Below are 21,437 nucleotides of genomic sequence, written 5' to 3'. Positions count from 1 at the left end.
ATGGTGAATAAAACTCATCAAGTTAGAGATAATATTCTGTAAAGAAGAAATCCCTTGAGTTCTATAGTGTAATTATCTAAAAATGCAAACACGAAAGCTACTTACTTGGTGGCAAACACTGACACCACTGGCAAGATTTTTAGCAATTGCCCTACTTGCACCCCTATTAGTTCTCAATGGTTGGGCTATTGCTACAATTTTCGATTATTTTCACTCCCTGATCGTTATTTTAGTCGGAGCTTCGGTACTAGCCTTTCTCCTCAACTACCCCGTCAGTTGGATGGAGAACCACGGAGCTAAAAGAGAACAAGTGGCTATCTTAGTTTTTTTATCAGCATTATCCATTTTATTAGCTCTAGGTGTCACCCTGTTTCCTCTGGCGTTGACCCAAGCCCAACAACTGGTAGCCCGTCTACCAGAATTAATTGACTCAGGACGTTCTCAATTAATGATACTCAATGATAAAGCAGAAAGCGCAGGTTTGCCAATTAATTTAGATGCTTTAGCCACACAAATTAATGATCGCGTTAAGGGACAATTACAGTCCATAGCCGGACAGGTCTTAAATTTAGCTGTAGTCACCGTTACCAGCTTACTAGATTTCCTGTTGACAATGGTACTAACCTTTTATTTATTACAACACGGGAGCGAACTTTGGGAAAGTTTAGTACAATGGCTACCTTCTAAATTTCGTGATCCTTTTTCCAATACAGTTCGTTTAAGCTTTCAAAATTTTTTTATTACCCAATTAATCTTATCCACCTGTATGGCTTCTGCTCTCATTTCCGCCTTTTTGTGGTTAAAAGTCCCTTTTGGGTTATTATTTGGATTGACGATTGGACTTATGGCGCTTATCCCCTTTGGTGGTTCTGTGGGTATCGCCCTGACAACTTCTTTAGTCTCACTTCAAGATGTGAGTATGGGGATAAGAGTATTAATAGCATCAGTAATTGTACAGCAAATCCTGGAAAATCTGATCGCACCCCGGATTTTAGGTAGTTTTACTGGTTTAAATCCCGTTTGGATTTTAATTTCTGTCTTGACTGGAGCGAGAATTGGCGGACTTTTGGGGGTAATTTTAGCGGTTCCCTGTGCTGTGGTCATTAAAAGCATTATCAGCGCCATTCGTCCCCCGGTTCTGAATCTTGATCCAGAAAAATCTTTTACTAGTCCGTAATAGCTACACCCATAAGACCAGCAAAATTTGCGAAAATAGTAGGTTAACTTATTTTATCGCGGTTGCTGATCAAAGCTACGAATAGGGGTCATGCAAAGACGCAAAGGCGTAAAGAATCAAGGTGATAAGGGTTCAATTTCCTATGTTGGCGGAGGTGTAACTAAATACACTTAATAACATCTCACCAGCGGACACTAAAACATACCTTCTTCCTAAACTTACGCCATAGCGTCGTTGTAAAAAATTGCTTTTGATAGGATTGATTTTCTTATGGTTCATGTTTTACCTCTATTGTGCTTTGATTTTTACATCTTTGTCCAGTCAGATGTTGATAATGTACTATTTGTTCACTATCTCATGTCCAATTTGATCAATCCTCAACGGTTACAATTTTGGTAACGACTATCTATTTTACCCAAGTCCTATGGAATAATCATGGTAAATTTCCCGTCCTTAACCTCTACAAGTACAGATTGTCCTTGACGCTCTCTTCCTTTGGTAAACTTGAGTGGATAACCTGATGTTTGATTATTGTTAAGCTCAACCTTTTGTAATCTTTCTAATACGTTATTTCGGGTATTATCTTGGGTATTATCTTTTGATAAAGCTTGAATAAAAGCCTGGGTTGCATCAAAACTGGTTGCAGTCCGCCAACTAATAGCTCCGCCCCATTTTTTTCCAGATTTTTCAGCAAAATCTTTTGCTTGTGAAGTTTCTCTAAACCAAGGAACTGATAAAATCATTCCCTCTACAGCCTTTCTACCTTTGATTAAGGTATCATTGCTATAAAGAGTGTGTCCACCTAATAAACTTAAAGAATTATCATCATTCGCTTTAGCAATCTCAATTGTAGCATTAGTGTGTTCTGTATCTGGAAACAAGATAGCAGCTTCCGCTTGAAATTTATTGATACTAACTTGTTCTCTTGGATCAAATTCTTTGTCACTTAAATCAATTGTAGGAAGTACCTTACCTCCCATTTTTTTAAATTCATTTGTAAATGCCTTTGTGATACTCTGGCTATAGGTGCTGTTAGGATTATTAAAAATCACGACTTTTTTAAACCCTAGACGATTAGTATATTGAGCTAACTTTTCTCCAGCAATTTCATCAGAATCAACTACTCTAAAGAAAACTGAGCTTTTTAATAAATTACTAGTAGCAGTAGAGGAAATAATCGCTAAACCAGCTTTTTCATATTCTGGTATTACAGCTTTAGTAACATCGCTAGAATTATGTCCAATTACTCCTAATATAGAATCATCTTTGACTATTTCCTGGACTACTTGTTTTGCTTCCTCTGGGTTATTACTATCATTAGCAATGACAACTTTTAATAATAAACCGTTTGAGCCTTGATTATCATTAAATTGATTTTGTGCTTGAGCTACACCACGTAATATTTCTTGAGCATTATCATTATTAGTTTTGCTGTCTATAGGTACAACCACTGCTAAACTCACGGAAGAACTATTTTGACTAGCGCGAGCGTTATTGTAGTAAATTAATACTTCTGGGTCGTAGGGATTTGCTTTGACAGCTTGTTGAAAGAAATTAACTGCTTCTTGATAATTACCATTTTTAAAGGCTGCAATACCCTGGTCACGAAAGCGATTATTAATATTAGAAAATAATGTTTTATCACCTCGGCTAATTGTATTATTATCTGGTGCATAATCTGGTGTGGGAGAAGAAGAAATTTTTAATTCCCTTTTTGAATCTAGTAGAGAGAAATTAGTATAACTAGCAACAAAAATACTAGCCGCAATTGTCATGGTAGTTGCAACTGCTGTTAAAATCATTAATGGGCGTTTTGTAGAAATATTTGCAGAAATATCAGTATGACTATTGCTATGATTTGTTATAATGTTGCTTGTGTTATTATTCTCAATATTCTCAACTATCTCTGGTAGTTGGATCATCTCTTTCTGGTTAGGAATTTTTTTTTCCTCAAATTCACGGAATTGACCGATTTGATCTTGCAGGGGATAACGTTTTATAATCCAGCGACGCACCAATTCTACTTTTATTTTTTCTCCGGTTGCATCTAAAAAACCATTGTCTAACAGTTGTTTTCGGGCTTGATTAATCAGTTGATTTTTTGCGTCAATTCCCTGAATTTCTAGTAATTTTAAGTAGTTTTTTCCAGTTTCTTGAGCTTGTGCAATTGCGGAAAAAACGACTTGTTCGGGAATAGAAAAAGCACACCAAAACCAGGATAAACCAGCTTCACCGATTTCAATTGCTGTATCTACAATTTTTTCTACGTCTGCACTAGTAATTTTAAAACTATTCTGTTCTCGCGCTCTACTGAAAATAGCAAAGCATATTATTTGTGTACAATATGGATGTCCTGCGGATAGATTGAAAATCGCTTTGATAGCTTCTTCTTCATATTCAAGTACACCTTGGGCTGGTTTCGTAATTAATTCCTTCGTACTATCTTTATCTAATAACCCAATTTCTATCTTAGGTACATCTTCAAAGATTTTCAGGATATTAAGTGTACTTGCTAAATGTTCTCCTATGGATATAACTATAAATAATTTATTATTTCTTTTAGTGATATCAGATAATCTGCGGAAAATCTTTTTTGTTAATTCTATGGCCGATGATTCTAAATCTTGACTAATTAAAGCATCAAATTCATCCAACAGTAAAACTAAATTTTTGTTTTCTAATTGTTGATAAACTTGCGGTAAGAATTGACGTTCAAAGATATTAATTTCTAATTCTAATTCTGTGGTTTTGGGTGGTGATATGCTAGTTTCTAGCTCTAAATTATCTACGATTGCTTGAGCTAGTGCTGCTAAAATACTACTCCAGGGATCCTGACTGTAACATGATAAATCAAAGGTAACAAAAACAAACTCATTCACTTCCGCCAATTGTTGGGGAATACTAAGGATGATAGATGATTTACCAATACGTCTTTGTCCGTATAACAATAGTAATTGTTGAGACTGTTCAAGAGAATCTTGAACAAGCTTAAATATACTTTCTCGGCCAAACAGGGACTCTCGGTAGTCAATGGGACGACCGATAATATATGGGTTTCTGTGAAGGTTGGAAGTAATCATGCTCTAATCATACATCTAATCTCCCATTGTAACTCATTCAATGGGAACAAATTTACCATCTTTAACTTGAACAAGAATAGATTGCCCTTCGCGTTCTCTTTCTTCTGTAAACTTGAGTTGATAGCCTGATGTTTCATTAGTGTCAAGGTTGATGCTTGGTAATTTTTCTAACAAATTGGTTCTTGTAGCATTGTTAGATAGAGCTTTGATAAATGCTTGGGTAGCGTCAAAGCTAGTTGCAGTACGCCAACTAATACCTCCGCCCCATTTTTTTTCAGATTTTTGAGCAAAATCCTTTGCTTGTGGAGTTTCTCTAAACCAGGGTGTAGCAACAATTAAACCCTCTACATTCTTTGAGGTATTATCGCTATAAAGAGTGTCTCCACCTAACATTTTTAACTCTTTTACTCGTCCGTCTTGGGGGTTATCCTTGAGTTTGGCATTCCTACGGATAATTTCTTTAACAATTTTGATGGCAGTATCAGTGCTTTGTGTATCTGGAAACAACATAGCTGCTTGTGCAAATTTATCTCTACTATAGACAGTGGCGGAAATTTCTCTCCTCGCATCAAAATTGATATCAGTTAAATCAATTAGGGGTTTACGAACCACCTCACCGCCTAATTTTTCAAAGCGATTAGTAAATACTTCTCTGATACTATTACTATAAGGGCTGTTAGGATTAGCAAAAATGACTGCTCTTTTTAATTTCAAATTATTGAAAGTGTATTCGGCTAGTTTTTTTCCAGCACTTGCATCAGAACTAACTGTCCTAAAGAAAACAGATCTTTTGAGGAAAACACTAGTCGCGGTGGGAGAAATAATTGCTAAACCAGCTTTTTCATATTCTGGTAATTCTGCTTGTGTAGCATCACTTGAATTATGTCCAATTACACCTAATATGGAATTATCTTTAACTAATTGTTGTGCTACTTGTTGCGCTGATTTGGTGTTATCATCGTTAGCAATGACAATTTCAAGAAACCTATTATTTAAACCTTTATTATCGTTAAATTGGTTTTGGGCTTGTGCTACACCTCGTAAGATTTCTTGAGCGTCATTTTCGTTAGTACCTATGGGTACAACGACAGCCAATATAAAGGGAGAACCCTGTTGACGAGCGCGGGCATTATTATAGTAAATTACTAGTTCTGGATCCTTTTGATTTGCTTTTATGGCCTGTTGAAATAACTTAGCCGCTTCTTGATAATTACCATTTTTGAAAGCTGCAATACCTTGGTCACGGGAGGGATTATTATTATTAGGAAATAATGTTCTTTCACCTCGGCTAATTTTGCTATTATCTACCACACAAGAAACACCTAAAACACCTAATTCTCTGTTTTCACCTGGTGGACAGGTTCTAGAAAGCTGCTGATAAATACCAAAACCGAAAACAGATACAACCGTAGTTAAGGCAACAAATGTAACAGGTATTTTCATGATTTGTCTGAATGGGTTCGGTTTTACTGTAGTTTTATTTGCTATGATTTGTGGTTGTGAGTTTAGGTTTTGTACACCTTGTAACCTAGATTCAAAAGCTCCAATTTCTGCCAATTTATCCTGAGATAATTGTCTATTGGGATCAATTTGTAAAACTCGTTTATACTGTTCTCTGGGGCGAGCAAAGTCTTTATTAATGGTCAGGTCATGTCCGTATTTTTCTAATGTTTCTATAAAACCGTCTTTGCTCTCTTCTGGAGCAATTTTATAGGCTTGTTCATACAGTTCTAAAGCTTTATCTAAATTGCTTGCTTGGGAATATTTTTTAACTAGATCAAATACAGGCTGTAAGACAATTTCCTGTTGATTATTAATAGAGTAAAATTTGTAAGCTCGACTGTAAAGTTCAAAAGCTTGGTCGAATTTTTCTACCTGTAAATATTCTTTCGCCAGAGAGGTTACAGTTTGAAAATTATTAGGATTAATTCCTAATGCTTCTTCATAAAGTTGTAATGCTATTTGCGGTTTGTTTTGTGCTACCGAACAAAGATTGTCAACGTCTTGCTTATCAACTTCTGCTAATTTACTAATCTCATCTTTTAGCTGATGTTTCTGCAATAACCAAAGCCGAACTAACTCAATTTTGACTCTTTTTGACTCATTTAAAAAACCATAGTCAGCCATTTCTTTGGCTACCTGAGTTAAGGAATCTGTTAATATGCCATAATCTTTTAGTAGTAGTTTGGGGTTATAGGAAACTCGGTCGTCTTGCTCTTCTCTATGTTGAGCTTCTGCTGCTGCTGAAAAAACAACTTGTGCTTGAGGATATAAACCATCCCAAAACCAAGCTAAACCAGCTTCTCCTGTTTGAATTGCTTTATCTATGATAGTTTTAACATCTTCTGCATTTATTGTCCATATCTGACGTTCCCGCGCTAAATTGAAAAGCTCATAGCAAATTAATTGAGTGAAATAAGGATGACCTGCTGATAAACTGAATATCTCTTCTATTGCATTTTGCTGATAGGTAACAACTCCTTGAGCAGGTCTGGTAATAAGTATTTCAGCACTATCTCTGTCCAGAAAACTGATTTCTCGATGGGGTGATTCACGTACAAAATCAAGTAGATTTGGTAGTTCTTTAATATGTCGTCCCACTACGGGAATAATAAATAATCGTTCTGGCCATTTTGACAACCAGTCCTTGATTAATCTGAAAAATTCTACATTATCTTCGTTATTTGCTTCACTTAAAACATCGAACTCATCTAACAATAAAACCAGCTTTTTTTCACCTAATATATTGTATATTTGAGTTAAAAAATCCCCATGAAAAATTGTAGGATCATCTTCTATATCTTCTGCTGTAGGAATAGTAATAGGAATAGTCGTAAGACTATTTTCTATTTCTTCTCCAATTCTCTTTGCTAGATAGTGTAAAATTTGATTGATGGGATGTTTCTGATTATCACCGACAAAAACCTGGATATCAAAATCAATAAAAATAAATTGATCCTCACTATAACTTATCTTTTGAGGAATTTGTTTGAGTACAGAAGATTTACCAATCCGTCTTTGACCATATAAGAGAATTAGTCGAGTATTTTGTTGTAAAGTATCTTTAATAAACTCAAATAAACTTTGTCTACCAAAAAATTGGTCTGGTTTGTCAATAACAGAACCTATAATGTAAGGATTTCTCTGCTGTTGTGGATTAATCATATTATTTGTACTCCTCACCGATTATACACTTGGCTTTAAATAAAAATGGGATATTGATACTATACATTCTCTGTAGAATTTACGCAATATCTTACTAAAAATTTTTGTTTATTTTTGTTTATTTTTGTGTGGGGATAATTCATGAATTACCCCTACTTTGTATTTTACAGCAGTAGGGTGTGTTAGCGTCAGCGTAACGCACCTGAGATTTTTGAGATTTAGATAAGTCCTATCCAAGTAATATGTCACGACCAAGTTTAAGGAGCGATACAACCGTATCTTGATGCTGACCTGACCAAGTAATTGCTTTTTTCATCTCCTCAACTTGTCCATGACTCATCAGATTAAGAAATACTCTCTCGCGTTTTCTGATTTCACTAGCTTTTGTATTCCAAATCTCCTGAATTACCCACTTTTTCATAATTGAAGAAGTGAATAAATATATCTTTTCCTGTTCTTTTGGTAATTTTGGTTTTGGCCTGATTTCCGAAACAATTACCCCCTGTTCTTCTAATTCAGTTAAACTGCGTTCATTTTGATTCAAAATGCGACCCATACCTTTTAAATTAAAGTCTTTCTGCTCTAAATGACCGTCTAGATCTAACAAAACAATCAGCATTAACAAGGTTTTTTGTTGGTCATTACATCTTTCCCAAATTGTTTCAAAAATCTGTTTAGTATCCCTTTCAAAATCACTATTAAATTTATTAATATCAACTTCTTCTCCTTGCTGTTTTGCTATGTTTAGTAAAAAACCAGCAATTTGTATTAAAGTCGGATGACTACCAGTAATATTTCTAATTCCAGTTCTTAACTCTGGTGGAAATACTGATCCTGGTAATAATTGCTCTGTTTCCTGGTAATCAAATTTTTTCAAAGATTGATACATGAGCATGAATTGTGTCAAAAGCGGCTGTGATTTCAGATGTGCGACCGATAAAATATTCTGGAGGAACTTGTATATTGGCGAAGAAGGGATGAGCCATAGTTCTGGAGATCCTAATTTAATTCTGACGTTATTAGCCATAATAGTCATAATACAGGTTATCTCCTTGAGATTCCTGACTTATTAAAAAATTCGGGGATCTGAGTGGATGTTAAATAGTTCTCTAAGTATGATTTTATGCGATTAATTCTCTACAGCAAGCCCGGTTGTCACCTTTGTGAAGGATTACAGGAAAAATTAGCCCAAATCAAAGCTCTGAGTTTTGAGCTAGAAATTCGGGATATTACCACTGATAAAAATTGGTTTGTATTGTATCAATATGAAATACCTGTACTCTATTTTGTCACTGATGAGGGTAAGGAACAAGCCATACCTCGTCCCTCTCCTCGTCTCAGTGTCGAAGGACTGGAAAAATTTTTAGCTAAGTATGTAAAAACTTGAATTGGAGTATGTTTACATTTTGCACCAGTCCCGAAAAATGCCTCCGAATTAATGCCTAAATATTTAGTAGTGAGGACTTTAGTCCTCTCTTCAGGAAACTATTTAAACAAAATCAGGGCTAAAGCCCTGACTACAGATAATACGTGATAGTTTTTTGTGACACCAGTGTAAATCCTAAATCGAGTTTGCTGAAAAATTTGTAAAGTTTTATTTACAGAGCTAATTCTGTTAAGATTCTTTTCATAAACATTAAAATATATAACCAACCCCATGACATTATTAATAGTCGGTGCAACTGGCACATTGGGAAGACAAGTAGCCCGTCGCGCAATTGATGAAGGATACAAAGTCCGCTGTTTAGTTCGCAGTCCTAAAAAAGCAGCTTTTCTCAAGGAATGGGGCGCTGAACTGGTACGCGGGAATTTATGTCATCCTCAAACCCTGACAGAAGCTTTAACAGGTGTAACCGCAGTTATTGACGCTGCTACATCTCGTGCCACGGATTCTCTGACTATTAAGGAGGTAGACTGGAATGGGAAAGTAGCGTTAATTCAAGCTGCTAAAGCTGCGGGGGTGGAAAGGTTTATCTTTTTTTCGATTTTAGATGCTGATCAATACCCCAATGTTCCACTGATGGAAATTAAGCGCTGTACAGAGGTGTTTCTAGCAGAATCCGGCTTAAACTATACAATTTTACGTCTAGCTGGTTTTATGCAAGGTTTAATTGGTCAATATGGTATACCTATTTTGGAAAAACAACCTGTATGGGTAACAGGTAAGTCTTCACAAATAGCTTACATGGATACCCAGGATATTGCTAAATTCGCTATTCGTGCTTTGAGTGTGCCAGAAACAGAAAAGCAGTCTTTCCCTGTGGTGGGAACTCGCGCTTGGGGTGCTGAGGAAATTATTGATCTTTGTGAAAACTTATCTGATAGAGACGCAAAAGTTACACGAATGCCCCTGGCTTTACTACGTACTGTCCAAAATTTCCTCCGCTTTTTTCAGTGGGGATGGAATGTTGCGGATAGATTGGCTTTTACAGAGGTTTTAGCTAGTGGTAAAGCTTTAAATGCAGAAAATATGGAGGAAGTATATACTGTATTTGGGTTGGACAAAGAACAAACAACCACCCTGGAAGTTTACTTACAAGAATACTTCAGCCGGATTATGAAGAAGCTAAAAGAGTTAGATTACGAAAAAGCTAAAGTTAAAAAGCTCAAAAGCCAAAAGACTCCTTTTAAACAGTCTTCCAAAGCCAATAGTCAATAAATGGGATTTTGGATTTTGGATCTCTTCCTGACGCGGTGATTCCTAATTTCTGTCCTAAGGAAAAGACTTTTTCAATAAATGTGGAACTAATGGTTATATTGGTCAAAAATGTGTAACCATTAGATACAGAAAAAGCATCCTTTAAACTTGGATATTTGAGTGTGCCGAAAGCAGGCATTATCTATAACGACGTGAAACCGATAGCGAGTAGTGTCGCTATCCAACTAAAAGACAAGCTCACCGCTGCTGGTTGGGATGTTTACATCACTGCGAGTATCGGTGGTATATTGGGTTATTCTCAACCAGATAGCCTTGTCTTTCACACACCTATCGAAGGTCTTACGCCCCCTGGCTTTGACTCAGATATGAAATTTGCAGTGGTGTTGGGGGGAGATGGTACGGTGTTAGCAGCATCTCGCTTAGTCGCCCCCTCTGGTATCCCCATGCTGACGGTCAATACGGGTCACATGGGATTTTTGACGGAAACTTTTCTCAACCAGTTACCCGAAGCCATAGAACAGGTAATGGCTGATGAATATGAAGTTGAAGATAGGGTCATGCTCACCGTCAAAGTTCTCCGGGGAGATACGGTGACATGGGAGGCTCTCTGCTTAAATGAAATGGTGTTACATCGAGAACCTTTAACTTGTATGTGCCATTTTGAAATAGCAGTGGGGCGACATTCTCCAGTGGATATTGCGGCAGATGGTATTATTGTTTCTACTCCCACGGGTTCTACAGCTTATTCATTAAGCGCGGGGGGTCCGGTAATTACTCCTGGTGTCCCCGTTTTACAGTTAGTACCTATTTGTCCCCATTCCTTAGCTTCTAGAGCTTTGGTATTTCCTGATCATGAACCAATTAATATCTATCCTGTGAACATTCCCCGATTGGTGATGGTGGTAGATGGTAATGGTGGATGTTATATTTTAGCAGAAGATCGGGTATATTTAGAGCGATCGCCCTATAGTGCCAGATTTATCCGTCTACAGCGACCTGAGTTTTTCCGTGTTCTCCGGGAAAAACTGGGTTGGGGTTTACCACATATTGCTAAACCTTCTTCTGTAGAATTGCCTTAATGGTGAGTAGTCAGTGGTTAGTTGTCATTTGTCAGTTAGCGTCATAGTCATATTGGCCAGTAAACGCCAAATTGGTCTAACTCGCACTTCTCCATGCGGGATCATCTTAAATCGTAGCAATACGGTTTAGATGTCAAACAAACCAATTATTAGATTTTTGGTATCGCTTTCTCAGATTTTACATTTTTTCCTTCTCTCTGAGACAATTAAAAATCCTGGACACACAGACAAAACTCAACTACTTGAGTTCAGTTCAGGAGTCTTGATTTTTCATTAGTCCACCTTCGCGCAGCGTTCCGAATTACCAATTTCTAGCAAATGATAGCTATTCACAATCCCTCTATTTTTGTTTTGGTGATTGAACCAGATGAAACTCTAGCTAATCAATTAGCTTTTGATTTACAAGAAGCTGGTTATGATGCAATTGTAGCTCATGATGCGGTCAATGGATTAGAATACTGCGGCGATGCTTGTGGTGTTCAAAACCGTAATCAACCTGCTTTAATTGTTATAGACCGGATGCTGATTGGAGAATCTGGATTATCTCTATGTAAAAATATCAGAAATATGGGTAATCGTTCTCCTGTCTTAATTTTAATGGCCAGAGATACAATAGATGATCGAATAGCTTGTTTAGACGCTGGCGCTAATGATTATATTCTCAAACCTTACCGTTCGGAAGATTTTCTCAAGCTGATTCATCTCTATCTCAAACCGGATCTTGATACCACAGAGCAATTGCGCTTTGGAGATTTAGTTTTGGATATAGGGACGCGTCGCGCTATTTACAATAGCAAAGCTATTGACTTAACCATGAAGGAATTTGAACTGTTAAAGTTCTTAATGGAACATCCCCGCGAAGTATTAAGCCGCGAACAAATTTTAGAGAATGTTTGGGGTTATGACTTTATGGGTGAATCTAACGTGATTGAGGTCTATGTTCGTTATCTTCGCCTCAAAATTGAAGAAGAGGGTCAAAAACGCCTAATTCAAACTGTACGCGGTGTAGGTTACGTACTCAGAGAATCCTAAAATCCATAAACTGAGGAACATTTACAAATAAAATCTAAATTTGTGGACAATTTGGCAGAAATTAAGTAAAATAGTTAAAATCTAAATCCCAGTAAATAAACTAAATTGTCAACTGTCAATCATTAATTACTAATCACCCCTTTCCTCTTCCCTGTAGCAATTATGATTTATTGGTTCAGTTTATGTTCAGTATTGCTGAGTATTTTACTAACAGGTTGTTCACCACCGACCACAGCTAAATCTCCTCCTGTGATATCAGAGTCTCCAGCCCAAATACTAGTAAATGCTGGTCAAAATTTACCAATTTCAGCAATTGCGACTTTCCCTAAAGATGTAAAAATTGAGTTGGAAGTAGCAGAAACACCAGAACAGCAAATGATGGGTTTAATGTATAGGCCAACTTTAGCGGATAACCGGGGAATGTTGTTTATTTTTCCCTCGTCACAACCGGTAAGATTTTGGATGAAAAACGTCCCAGTTGCTTTAGATATGGTCTTTATCAGAAAAGGTGTAGTTGAGTATATACAACAATCTGCTCCTCCTTGTAGTGAAGATCCTTGTGCTACTTATGGTCCTTCTGTACCTGTAAATCAAGTAATTGAACTCAGATCAGGACGAGCCGCAGAATTAAATTTAAAAAGAGGAGATTATATCAAAATTGATTTCGTTAGTCCTGTAAGTTATCAGTAATTTAAATCCTGATTATAGCGTTTCTGGCGTTGCATAATGACAGTATCAGTTATGTTTCCGTCCAAGGTGCAAAGGAAAAAAGATTTTTAATTTTCCGAATTTATAGCTCCATTAGTCTATCACCATGCAGGCTACTAGCAACGACTTACTTTCCTTCTATTTTGTGTAAGTAATCTCTACAATAGGGTATCAATATACCAGACTTTTCGCAAATACTTGGTTTATTGTCAAAAAATATGAGGTGAACTAGCATAAATAACAGGGAAGAGGTTAACATTTAGTATTAGTCTGAATTAAGATCAAGTTTTAGGTTCTCCTGGTTAAACTTACCACATTAGATACAAGTAGCAAAAATCTCTCTTTTGATATAAAACTTTGAAAAATGGTTATGGAGAAGCAATATTTTCTATATAACCTCTCAATGTTAATCTACTTGCAGCAAAGTGACAAATAAAATACTGGTTACATAATACCCGCAAAATAGATAAACAATCTATAATTATACATTTCCCCCAAGGATGTGACATACAAATGGTAATATCAAGATATTCTCGGCTGATTAATTTTCTCCAGGAAGATTTAGCAATTTCCACTGCTTCCTTGTCCGTAGCATTGCGTAACCGTGATCAAGATCCTGGTTCTTTAACAATGACTCTTTGGCAATATGGTTTAATTACTCTAGAACAGTTAGAACAAATTTATGATTGGCTAGAAACGGTATAGGGAAAAGGTGACAGGTGCTACGCCACGGGGACAGGTGACAGGTGACAGGGAAGAGAGAACAATTACCTATTACCAATTACCCATTACCCATTACCAATTACCAATTACCCATTACCCATTACCCATTACCAGCCTCATAACTACTGAGCAAAAACTTTTGCTGCTGCTGCTATACCAGCGCCAACGGTGAAGTTTTCGTGACCAACCTGTGGCAGAACAACTTCTAGGGAGGCGATACAGCTAAGGATATCACGATCGCTGACAAAACCCAAGTGACCAATGCGGAAAATTTTATTACTGAGATGGTCTTGTCCACCTGCTAGAGCGATATCAAACCTTTTTTTCATCAAAGAGCGAATTTTATCACTTTCGATGCCTGGAGTGGCGACAGCGGTAATGGCCGGACTAGCACATTCGTCGGCCGCAAACAAAGATAAATTTAAGGCTTTTATAGCCGCACGGGTGGCATTTTTTTGGCGTTCATGACGGGTAAAGATGGATTCCAATCCTTCCTTTTTCATCATTCCCAGAGTGGTGTGTAGGGCTACTATTAAGTTAACCGGGGGAGTAAAGGGGGTCGTATTTTTAGCGGTAGATTTGCGATATTTACCTAAATCTAAATAATATTTAGGTAACTTTGCGGTTTTGTAAGCTTCCCAGGCTTTGGGACTGACGGAAACAAATCCTAAACCGGGAGGAATCATGTAACCTTTTTGAGAACCGGAAGCGACTACATCTAAACCCCAAGCGTCTACAGGGACGTTGTAAGCGCCTAAACTGGTGACAGCATCAACAATAATTAAGGCCTGTCCATGTTCTTTAACGTGACGGTTAATAGTTTCTAAATCATTAATCACCCCGGTGGAGGTTTCACTGTGGGTAATAATTACAGCTTTAATTTCCTTGTTGGTGTCTGCTTGTAGTTTAGCTGCAAATTGGTCTGGGTCTAAAGGTTGTCCCCATTCTGCGGTGACAGTTTCCACATTTAAACCAAAAGCTTGACCGACTTCTACCCAACGTTCCCCAAATTTACCATTAGAACCAACTAAAATGCGATCGCCTGGGGAAAGGAAATTAATTATTCCCGCTTCTACAGCACCAGTACCGCTGACGTTTAACATCAGTACATCACTTGTAGTTTGATGTAGCCATTTCAGGTTTTCTGTCACCTCCCCCATCATACTACTAAATTCACCAGTACGGTGGCCAATGGGGTGTTTGGCTAATGCTAGTAAAGCTGCTTCTGGAACTGGAGTCGGTCCTGGAATCATCAGCATCAATTTATTATCCATCTGTGTGTTATGTCCTAGTTGAAAATTTCAATACGATCCAAATTAACCCTTAAAGGGGATAAAAACACAAAAAAAATCTACTAAAATCCTTTATAGGGATAGTAGTTCAAAACCGTCAGGAGCAATCAACTTGATCTGGAAAATGATTGATAGACCAACGGTAATCAATTTTCACAGAGGAAGACTGAAAAATTTCTTCTAATCGTTTTTGTTGGGATGCAGCTTTTCGCATGGTAATAATCAGTTGATTGACTTGATTGCGAAGGTCTTGATTTTGACCTAAAGAGGTCATGGTTTGCTTTTCCAAAAGTTGAAGTATCAGTTCGTAATGGATAGGAGAGGGTAAAGGAATTGGCTCCATGTAATTTATTGTCAAGTTGCAATTTAGGGATTTTTTAATTTTCTTTTAGTCAAAGTTTAGCTAATCCTTAACTAGTTGTTACACAGAAAATAAATAATTGCAGGTCATGGGCTGTAATTAAGCAAACAGATTCGTAATTGCTACTTGAGGATCTGGTTGTTTCACTAATGATTCACCAATCAGTACAGCAGATACACCTGCTGTTTTAACTACATTTAAATCCTCTGGATGATGCAATCCTGATTCACTGACGACTAGAATATTTTTTGCTTGTAATTGCTCACCTCTAGCTGTCATTAATTCAGAAGTTGTTTGTAAATCAACGGTAAAATCTTCTAAGTTGCGATTATTAATTCCGATTAAGGAAACACCATCTAAAGCTAAAACCCGATCTAATTCTTCCAAATTATGCACTTCTATTAAAGCTGCCATTTTCAAGTTATGAGCAATTTTAATAAAGTATTGTAGATCTTGATCATTGAGAATTGCTGCTATTAATAAAACTGCATCTGCACCATTAATACGCGCCCAATACATTTGGTAGGGATAGATGATAAAATCCTTACATAGTAGGGGTAAATCTACTGTAGAACGGACTAAAGACAGATTTTCAAAACTACCTTGGAAAAATTTAACATCTGTCAGCACCGAAAGACAACTAGCGCCCCCTGCTTGATAAGATCGAGCTATGGCTACTGGGTCAAAATCTGTCCTTAATATCCCTTTACTGGGAGAAGCTTTTTTAACTTCGGCGATTAAAGCGGGATTAGTTTTACCATAACGCAATGCAGCGATAAAATCACGGGTGGGTGGTACAGATAGGGCTTGTGTTTGCAATTCCCGTAAGGGAAGCTTTTCCCGCATTTTTTCAACTTCTGTTTCTTTATGCCAGACAATTTCTTCTAAAATATTATTTGGTGCTGCACCCTCTATAGCGGATTTATATTGGATTATAGAAATATTAATAGCTGGGCTAGGTGAACGACGACGAATTTGCATATTAGTTGGTTGTTGGTTGTTGGTTGTTGGTTGTTAGTGGTCTGTTGTTAGTTGTCAGTTGTCAGTTGTCAGTTGTCAGTTGTCAGTTGTCAGTTGTCAGATTTTTTTCCTGAAAGATTGCCAATGGAGTTAAGATCAGCGTTTAACTTAGGAGAAAGTTCTTCAATAATTGGTTTGAGCCTATTTACTTCTTCATTTGTTAACAGATTTCGTTTATAAGCCCGTCTTAACCAATGTCTAGTTTAATTTAAAGAACCTCGCGCTATTCTGACGAAACGGCGATTATCCTGAAAGTTATACCTACCACAACCTTCTGCAATATTTGCGCTAATACTATCAACAGAACGTACTATTTGCTTACCAATTGTTGCTTGAGGAAATTCCTCCCAATATTGACCACTGACAACTAACCATTGACCACTGACCACTGACCACTGACTAACGATTAACTAACTAACGCGCGTTTATAAGCTTCATCTAGAACTTCTGAAAGGGTGGGGTGAGCGTGAACTTGGTAAGCAAGAGTTTTGATAGATTGACGGTTAGCAACAGCGGCCGAAGCTTCGTGAATTAGATCCGAGGCGTGGGGACCAAAGATATGTACACCTAAGACTTCTCCTGTATCTTGGCGGTAAATCACCTTTGTCATACCGTCAGTATCATTTTCTGCCAAAGCTTTAGAATTACCTTTAAAATAACTCTTAGTGGTGGCGATTTCAAAACCTTCATTTAAACCCAAAGCATGGGCGGCTGTTTCTGTCAAGCCTACATAACTAACTTCTGGGTGGGTAAAGGCGGCGGCGGGAATACTGCGATAGTCAACAGTTTTTTGACGACCCATAATATTCTCTACAGCAATGATACCTTGAGCGGATGCTGCATGAGCTAACATCATTTTCCCGGTAGCATCACCAATAGCCCAGAGGTGGGGGACAACTTCCCCGTTCGATAATACTGCCATATTATCATTAACAGGGATAAAATTACGGCGGTCAAGGTCAACACCAACGGATTCCAGACCAAGATTTTGGGTAGCGGGAACACGGCCTGTAGCGACTAAACAAGCATCAACTTCGAGAACTTCTAAATCTTCTTTAGTTTCAAAGTTAGCCAATTCAATGATTACTGGTGAACCCGGTATGACTTTTTTAGCGTAAATACCGACTTTGGTTTCAATATCGCGGGGGTTAATTAAGACCCGTTCTGCCAGTTTAGCAATATCCCGGTCAAATCCGGGCATTAACTCATTTAGGGCTTCAATTAAGGTAATTTCACAACCCAAAGCTGAGTAAACATCAGAAAATTCTAAGCCAATGTAACCACTACCAATAATCGCCACCCATTTGGGGAGAGTTTCTAATTTAACGCCTTGGTCGCTGGTAAAGACTGTTTTCCCGTCTACTTCAATTCCGGGGGGAACAAAGGGGACAGAACCGGGGGAAAGGATAATATTTTCGGCGGTGATGGTTTTCTCGCCTTTATCTGTGGTAATGGTGACTTTTTGTGTACCTGCGACCTTACCCCAACCTCGAATAATATCAACTCCCAAGCGTTTGAGACTGTTGGTTAGGTCTCCTTGAATTTTGGAGACGAGATTGTTAGCATGATTAGCGATGGCTTCTCGTTCAAACTCGACACTGCCAATTTGTATTCCCAATGACTTGAGGTGATGAGCGTTACGTAATTCTCTCACTTTTCCTGAAGCCGCCAGCAATGCTTTAGAAGGGATACAACCCCTGTTTACACAAGTCCCTCCCATATCCCCAGCTTCAATAATCGCCGTTTTCTGACCGCAACTGATAGCGTGTAAGGCAGCACCATGTCCACCTACACCAGCGCCGATAATCACTAAATCGTAATCAAATCCAGGACTCACTTTTGTTTCCCCGTTTTCTTTGCCTATTATCAACTTAACTTTTTTTGTGAAACTTTTATGTTTGTGAAATCATCAAAATTATACCAGTTATCGGAGAAATGTCCAAGAAAACCGGAAATTGTATTAATTCTTTTCAATTAATTTCAGAAAATACCATTTGGGGAATTAATAAGTTATCTTGTAATTTTCCGATTCCTAAAAAATTTCCTTCTGTTTCGTAAACCCGCACAAAGTCGGGAATCTCAAGATTGAGGTCAATTTTTTGACCTTGACACCATTTTTTTGCGGATATTGTTGGTAAATTTACGGATAGTAAATGTTGTAATGGTGCGTCTGGGGCTAGAGGTTGAAATCTGCCTGTTTGCAGTTGGTTTTCTAAATCTGTGAATGTGAGACTGTCTGGGATTTGAAAACCGCTGCTTTCTGTACGCATGAGGGCGGCTAGAGTACCACCTGTGTTTAATATACTACCTAAATCACGAGCGATCGCCCGAATATAAGTTCCCGCACCGCAAGATATAGCTACATCTACTTCCGGTAAATCACTGTCTCGCCAGTCTAATAGCTGAATTTGAGAAATTTCTACTGTTCGCACTGGAACTGCGACTATTTCCCCTTTTCGTGCTAAATCATACAGGCGTTTGCCATCAACTTGAATGGCGCTATAATTGGGGGGAATTTGCTCTATTTTGCCAATAAACTGGGAAAGTGCGGTTTTTACATTTTCTAAATCCAAGCCGGGACAAGGTTTGGAGGTAATAATTTCTCCTTGTAAATCATCAGTAGTAGTCTGTACACCTAGACGAATAGTGGCTTGATAGACTTTTTCGCCTGGTAAATATTGTAACAATCTTGTGGCTTTACCCAAAGCTATAGGTAATACTCCGGTAGCTGCGGGGTCTAAAGTTCCTGCGTGTCCTACCCTTTTCATTTTCAGTAGTTTTCGCACTTTGGCTACACAGTCATGGGAAGTCCAGCCAAATGGTTTGTTTAAATTCAGAAAACCTTGCACAATTTTAGATTTAAGATTTGATATCTTTGTATTTTCACATAAATTGTCAAGCAGAAGATTCCCAATTTCTTCGCCAAGGGAATCTGAATTAGGAACAAAATATCAATAAGTGAAGTAGAGAAATACCAATACCCAGTATCCAAAATCCAAAGCGGACTATGATATGAGAAAGTTTTTTTTTGCCAGGTTGGTTTTTATGGAAGTGATCATCTAAAACTGGTGCTAATTTAATATGATCAAAAGATTGAACAAGATCTAACCCCAGGGACTGACTAGCAATACTCTGAAAATAAGCAGCGTTAAGATAGGAAATATATTCTGGTTTTTTAGCTACATAGGTTTGAAAAAAAGGTAAACTTAAAGCATTCATATAATGGCGGGCTTGGGAAGCATCACCTACCATATCTTTAGGTAATGCTATTTGTGTACTTTCAGGGTTACTATTACCAATAGTAGAAAAATGAGTAGCACCCAGTAGCATGACTAAATATTTGTGGGGATAAGTAAGCCAAGAAAAAGGTAAAATCTGCTCATATAAAGCAGGGGCTACAGTATCTTCACTACTACCAATAATCATAATTGGGGTTTGAATTTGGCTTAAACCAACTTGGCCAAAAATGGAACTGGTAATAGGATTAACAGCGATAGCAGCTTTGACTCTTTTGTCTTGTAAATTATATTCTTTTTCTGATTGATTTGGTAATTCTAAAGCCCGACATTGCAACAGTAAAGACATATTCCAGGTATTTCGCAATTTATCTAAATCACAGTCTTTTTTTAGTTGTTGAAAGTTAATTTTTGCGCCAGCTAAGGCTAATGCAGTATAACCTCCTAAAGACTGGCCAAATACTCCTACTTGTTGGAAATTAAGCCGCTTCTGAAATTGTGAATCTAATGCCAATTGATCTAAAATATATTTTATATCTAAAGGTCTATCTTTAAATTCATGAGCTTCTATGACTTGATTACTATTTATTAAAGATTTTACTTTTTCTTCATAACTACTTGGATGATTGGGAATGACGACAGCAAAACCATAATTAGCTAGGTATTTTCCTAAATAACGAAAGTTACTACTATTTAAACCTAAACCGTGAGAAATGACAATTATAGGGGCAGAATTTTGGGTATTAGGAATATAGATATCAGTGGATAAATGCCGATTACGTAATGAGTCGAATAACTTTAATGTTTGTTTTTGAATTGGGAAATTTGGCTGCTGTGGTAATTTAGATAAATTCTCTAGGGAAATGGTTGCTGCTTCTAAATTTGATGCTTGTGTTAATGTAGCGATCGCTTTTTGAGTTGCACTGATCATTTGCTCTAATTCCCTAGCAATTCTCCAACCAGAAACCACATCAATACTAATACTATTTTGTGGATATTTACGTAATAAATTTAATAAATTTAATCCTTCTGGTTCAGCAGCAGCGGAAATTAAAGCTGTGCGTAAATTCTGAGATTCTGATACTGGAGAATAGGATTTAGTTTGAATTAATTCTGTCAACCTTTTTAAGATAAATTTCCCCTGTTGAGTGTCGAGAAATTCAGAAACTACAGCAGGACTAATTTTAACTGGTTGAATTAAAATTTTTCTTAATTCTTGTAGTGTACTTATAGGAATATATTGATAATATTGGGCAAAGTTTGTATTCAAAATACCATGTTCAGCATAGTTTTCTAAAACACTAATGGGGATAGAAATATCTAATGCTGAATAAGCTGCATGAATTTGTGTTGCTGCCATTGCAGAGTTACTTATTCCCAATGTTGGCAGCAACATTGATAAAATCAGTAATAGGGAATTTTTTCTCAGGTTCTTGCCACAATTACCAAACATATTGATCGCTTAACTTTTATGGTGATGTTGTTGAGCGCGGCTCAATTTTGGTAGTTATTTGGACACCCTGATAAATTTATGCTGTATTCTGATTCTCAGGTATATTTATGAGTGAAATCAGAAATGGGATAGAAGGATTTATATTCAGGTTCTAATACCAGCATTTCTTTGAAGATCATAATACATGACTGATTTATCCACATCAGTATTGATTATGTATTTTGACTGATTAATAAAATTTGAATAATGCTAATAAATCCTATTAATCAAAGTTACTTTCTATCTGAATTTAGGGATAAAATGTAATGCTGAGAAATTATTGGTTTTCTGTTTTCAAGCATAATTTAAAGATTGTAATAGTTGTTTTTGTGATAGAGAAAAACCCAAGTTATAGTTATTTAACTTAAGAATGAGACATTAAGATACACAATAATCACGGATGATTTCATCTA

Annotated in this window: 16 protein-coding genes and 1 pseudogene; 7 read left to right on the top strand and 10 right to left on the bottom strand. The window is 37.1% G+C overall.

What is annotated here, in order from left to right; all coding sequences use genetic code 11:
• Positions 1–82: 82 nt before the first annotated feature.
• Complete coding sequence (locus tag ACIR131C_RS22445; RefSeq protein ID WP_231395440.1) at positions 83–1,177, top strand: AI-2E family transporter; 1,095 nt, start codon at positions 83–85, stop codon at positions 1,175–1,177.
• Positions 1,178–1,599: 422 nt separating this feature from the next.
• Here ACIR131C_RS22445 and ACIR131C_RS23910 read toward each other — a convergent pair whose 3' ends face one another.
• The 3 genes from ACIR131C_RS23910 to ACIR131C_RS22435 form a co-directional block, all read right to left on the bottom strand.
• Complete coding sequence (locus tag ACIR131C_RS23910) at positions 1,600–4,257, bottom strand: ABC transporter substrate-binding protein (protein ID WP_051347530.1); 2,658 nt, start codon at positions 4,255–4,257, stop codon at positions 1,600–1,602.
• A gap of 33 nt (positions 4,258–4,290) precedes the next feature.
• On the bottom strand, positions 4,291–7,422 hold the full coding sequence (locus ACIR131C_RS23905; protein ID WP_051347529.1) for an ABC transporter substrate-binding protein: 3,132 nt from the start codon (positions 7,420–7,422) through the stop codon (positions 4,291–4,293).
• A gap of 229 nt (positions 7,423–7,651) precedes the next feature.
• The gene (locus tag ACIR131C_RS22435; RefSeq protein ID WP_231395439.1) at positions 7,652–8,458 is read right to left on the bottom strand and encodes a hypothetical protein; all 807 of its coding nucleotides are present in this window, start codon (positions 8,456–8,458) and stop codon (positions 7,652–7,654) included.
• 87 nt (positions 8,459–8,545) lie between these two features.
• On the opposite strand from ACIR131C_RS22435, the gene ACIR131C_RS0110205 reads away from it, so the two are divergent.
• The 6 genes from ACIR131C_RS0110205 to ACIR131C_RS0110175 all read left to right on the top strand — a co-directional run bounded on the left by ACIR131C_RS0110205 (position 8,546) and on the right by ACIR131C_RS0110175 (position 13,605).
• Complete coding sequence (locus tag ACIR131C_RS0110205) at positions 8,546–8,809, top strand: glutaredoxin family protein (RefSeq protein ID WP_028090108.1); 264 nt, start codon at positions 8,546–8,548, stop codon at positions 8,807–8,809.
• Positions 8,810–9,079: 270 nt separating this feature from the next.
• Entirely contained in the window at positions 9,080–10,081 is a 1,002-nt protein-coding gene (locus ACIR131C_RS0110195) for an SDR family oxidoreductase (protein WP_028090107.1), read from the top strand.
• Between the two features lie 161 nt (positions 10,082–10,242).
• Complete coding sequence (locus tag ACIR131C_RS0110190; RefSeq protein WP_028090106.1) at positions 10,243–11,160, top strand: NAD(+) kinase; 918 nt, start codon at positions 10,243–10,245, stop codon at positions 11,158–11,160.
• Between the two features lie 318 nt (positions 11,161–11,478).
• Positions 11,479–12,192: a response regulator transcription factor NblR gene (gene nblR / locus ACIR131C_RS0110185; RefSeq protein ID WP_028090105.1), complete on the top strand. Its 714-nt coding sequence runs from the start codon at positions 11,479–11,481 to the stop codon at positions 12,190–12,192.
• 162 nt (positions 12,193–12,354) lie between these two features.
• Positions 12,355–12,882, top strand: a complete 528-nt coding sequence (locus ACIR131C_RS0110180; RefSeq protein ID WP_028090104.1) for a DUF192 domain-containing protein — start codon at positions 12,355–12,357, stop codon at positions 12,880–12,882.
• Between the two features lie 531 nt (positions 12,883–13,413).
• A complete protein-coding gene (locus tag ACIR131C_RS0110175; RefSeq protein WP_035368584.1) occupies positions 13,414–13,605 on the top strand; it encodes a DUF2949 domain-containing protein in 192 nt (63 codons plus the stop codon).
• A gap of 140 nt (positions 13,606–13,745) precedes the next feature.
• Here the strand turns inward: ACIR131C_RS0110175 and ACIR131C_RS0110170 are convergent, their stop codons facing one another.
• The 7 genes and pseudogenes from ACIR131C_RS0110170 to ACIR131C_RS0110140 form a co-directional block, all read right to left on the bottom strand.
• Positions 13,746–14,897 carry a pyridoxal-phosphate-dependent aminotransferase family protein gene (locus tag ACIR131C_RS0110170; RefSeq protein ID WP_028090102.1) on the bottom strand — a complete coding sequence of 384 codons (1,152 nt, stop codon included), beginning with the start codon at positions 14,895–14,897 and terminating at the stop codon, positions 13,746–13,748.
• A 115-nt stretch (positions 14,898–15,012) separates the two neighbouring features.
• Complete coding sequence (locus ACIR131C_RS0110165) at positions 15,013–15,258, bottom strand: DUF5340 domain-containing protein (RefSeq protein ID WP_028090101.1); 246 nt, start codon at positions 15,256–15,258, stop codon at positions 15,013–15,015.
• 117 nt (positions 15,259–15,375) lie between these two features.
• The gene (gene trpC / locus ACIR131C_RS0110160; RefSeq protein WP_028090100.1) at positions 15,376–16,257 is read right to left on the bottom strand and encodes an indole-3-glycerol phosphate synthase TrpC; all 882 of its coding nucleotides are present in this window, start codon (positions 16,255–16,257) and stop codon (positions 15,376–15,378) included.
• An 89-nt stretch (positions 16,258–16,346) separates the two neighbouring features.
• Positions 16,347–16,685, bottom strand: a pseudogene (locus ACIR131C_RS27340) (four helix bundle protein).
• Positions 16,686–16,702: 17 nt separating this feature from the next.
• The gene (gene lpdA, locus ACIR131C_RS0110150; protein WP_028090099.1) at positions 16,703–18,133 is read right to left on the bottom strand and encodes a dihydrolipoyl dehydrogenase; all 1,431 of its coding nucleotides are present in this window, start codon (positions 18,131–18,133) and stop codon (positions 16,703–16,705) included.
• A 133-nt stretch (positions 18,134–18,266) separates the two neighbouring features.
• Positions 18,267–19,145 (bottom strand): tRNA pseudouridine(55) synthase TruB, encoded by an 879-nt coding sequence (truB, locus tag ACIR131C_RS0110145; RefSeq protein ID WP_028090098.1) that lies wholly within the window; start codon positions 19,143–19,145, stop codon positions 18,267–18,269.
• Positions 19,146–19,233: 88 nt separating this feature from the next.
• Positions 19,234–20,892, bottom strand: coding sequence for an alpha/beta hydrolase (locus ACIR131C_RS0110140; protein WP_417033460.1), 1,659 nt, complete (start codon positions 20,890–20,892; stop codon positions 19,234–19,236).
• Positions 20,893–21,437 lie beyond the last annotated feature (545 nt).

This window comes from Dolichospermum circinale AWQC131C, from assembly GCF_000426905.1.
Lineage (GTDB): Bacteria > Cyanobacteriota > Cyanobacteriia > Cyanobacteriales > Nostocaceae > Dolichospermum > Dolichospermum circinale.
Note: the sequence above shows the minus strand (reverse complement) of the source record. Positions and strands in the feature narration are given on the sequence as shown.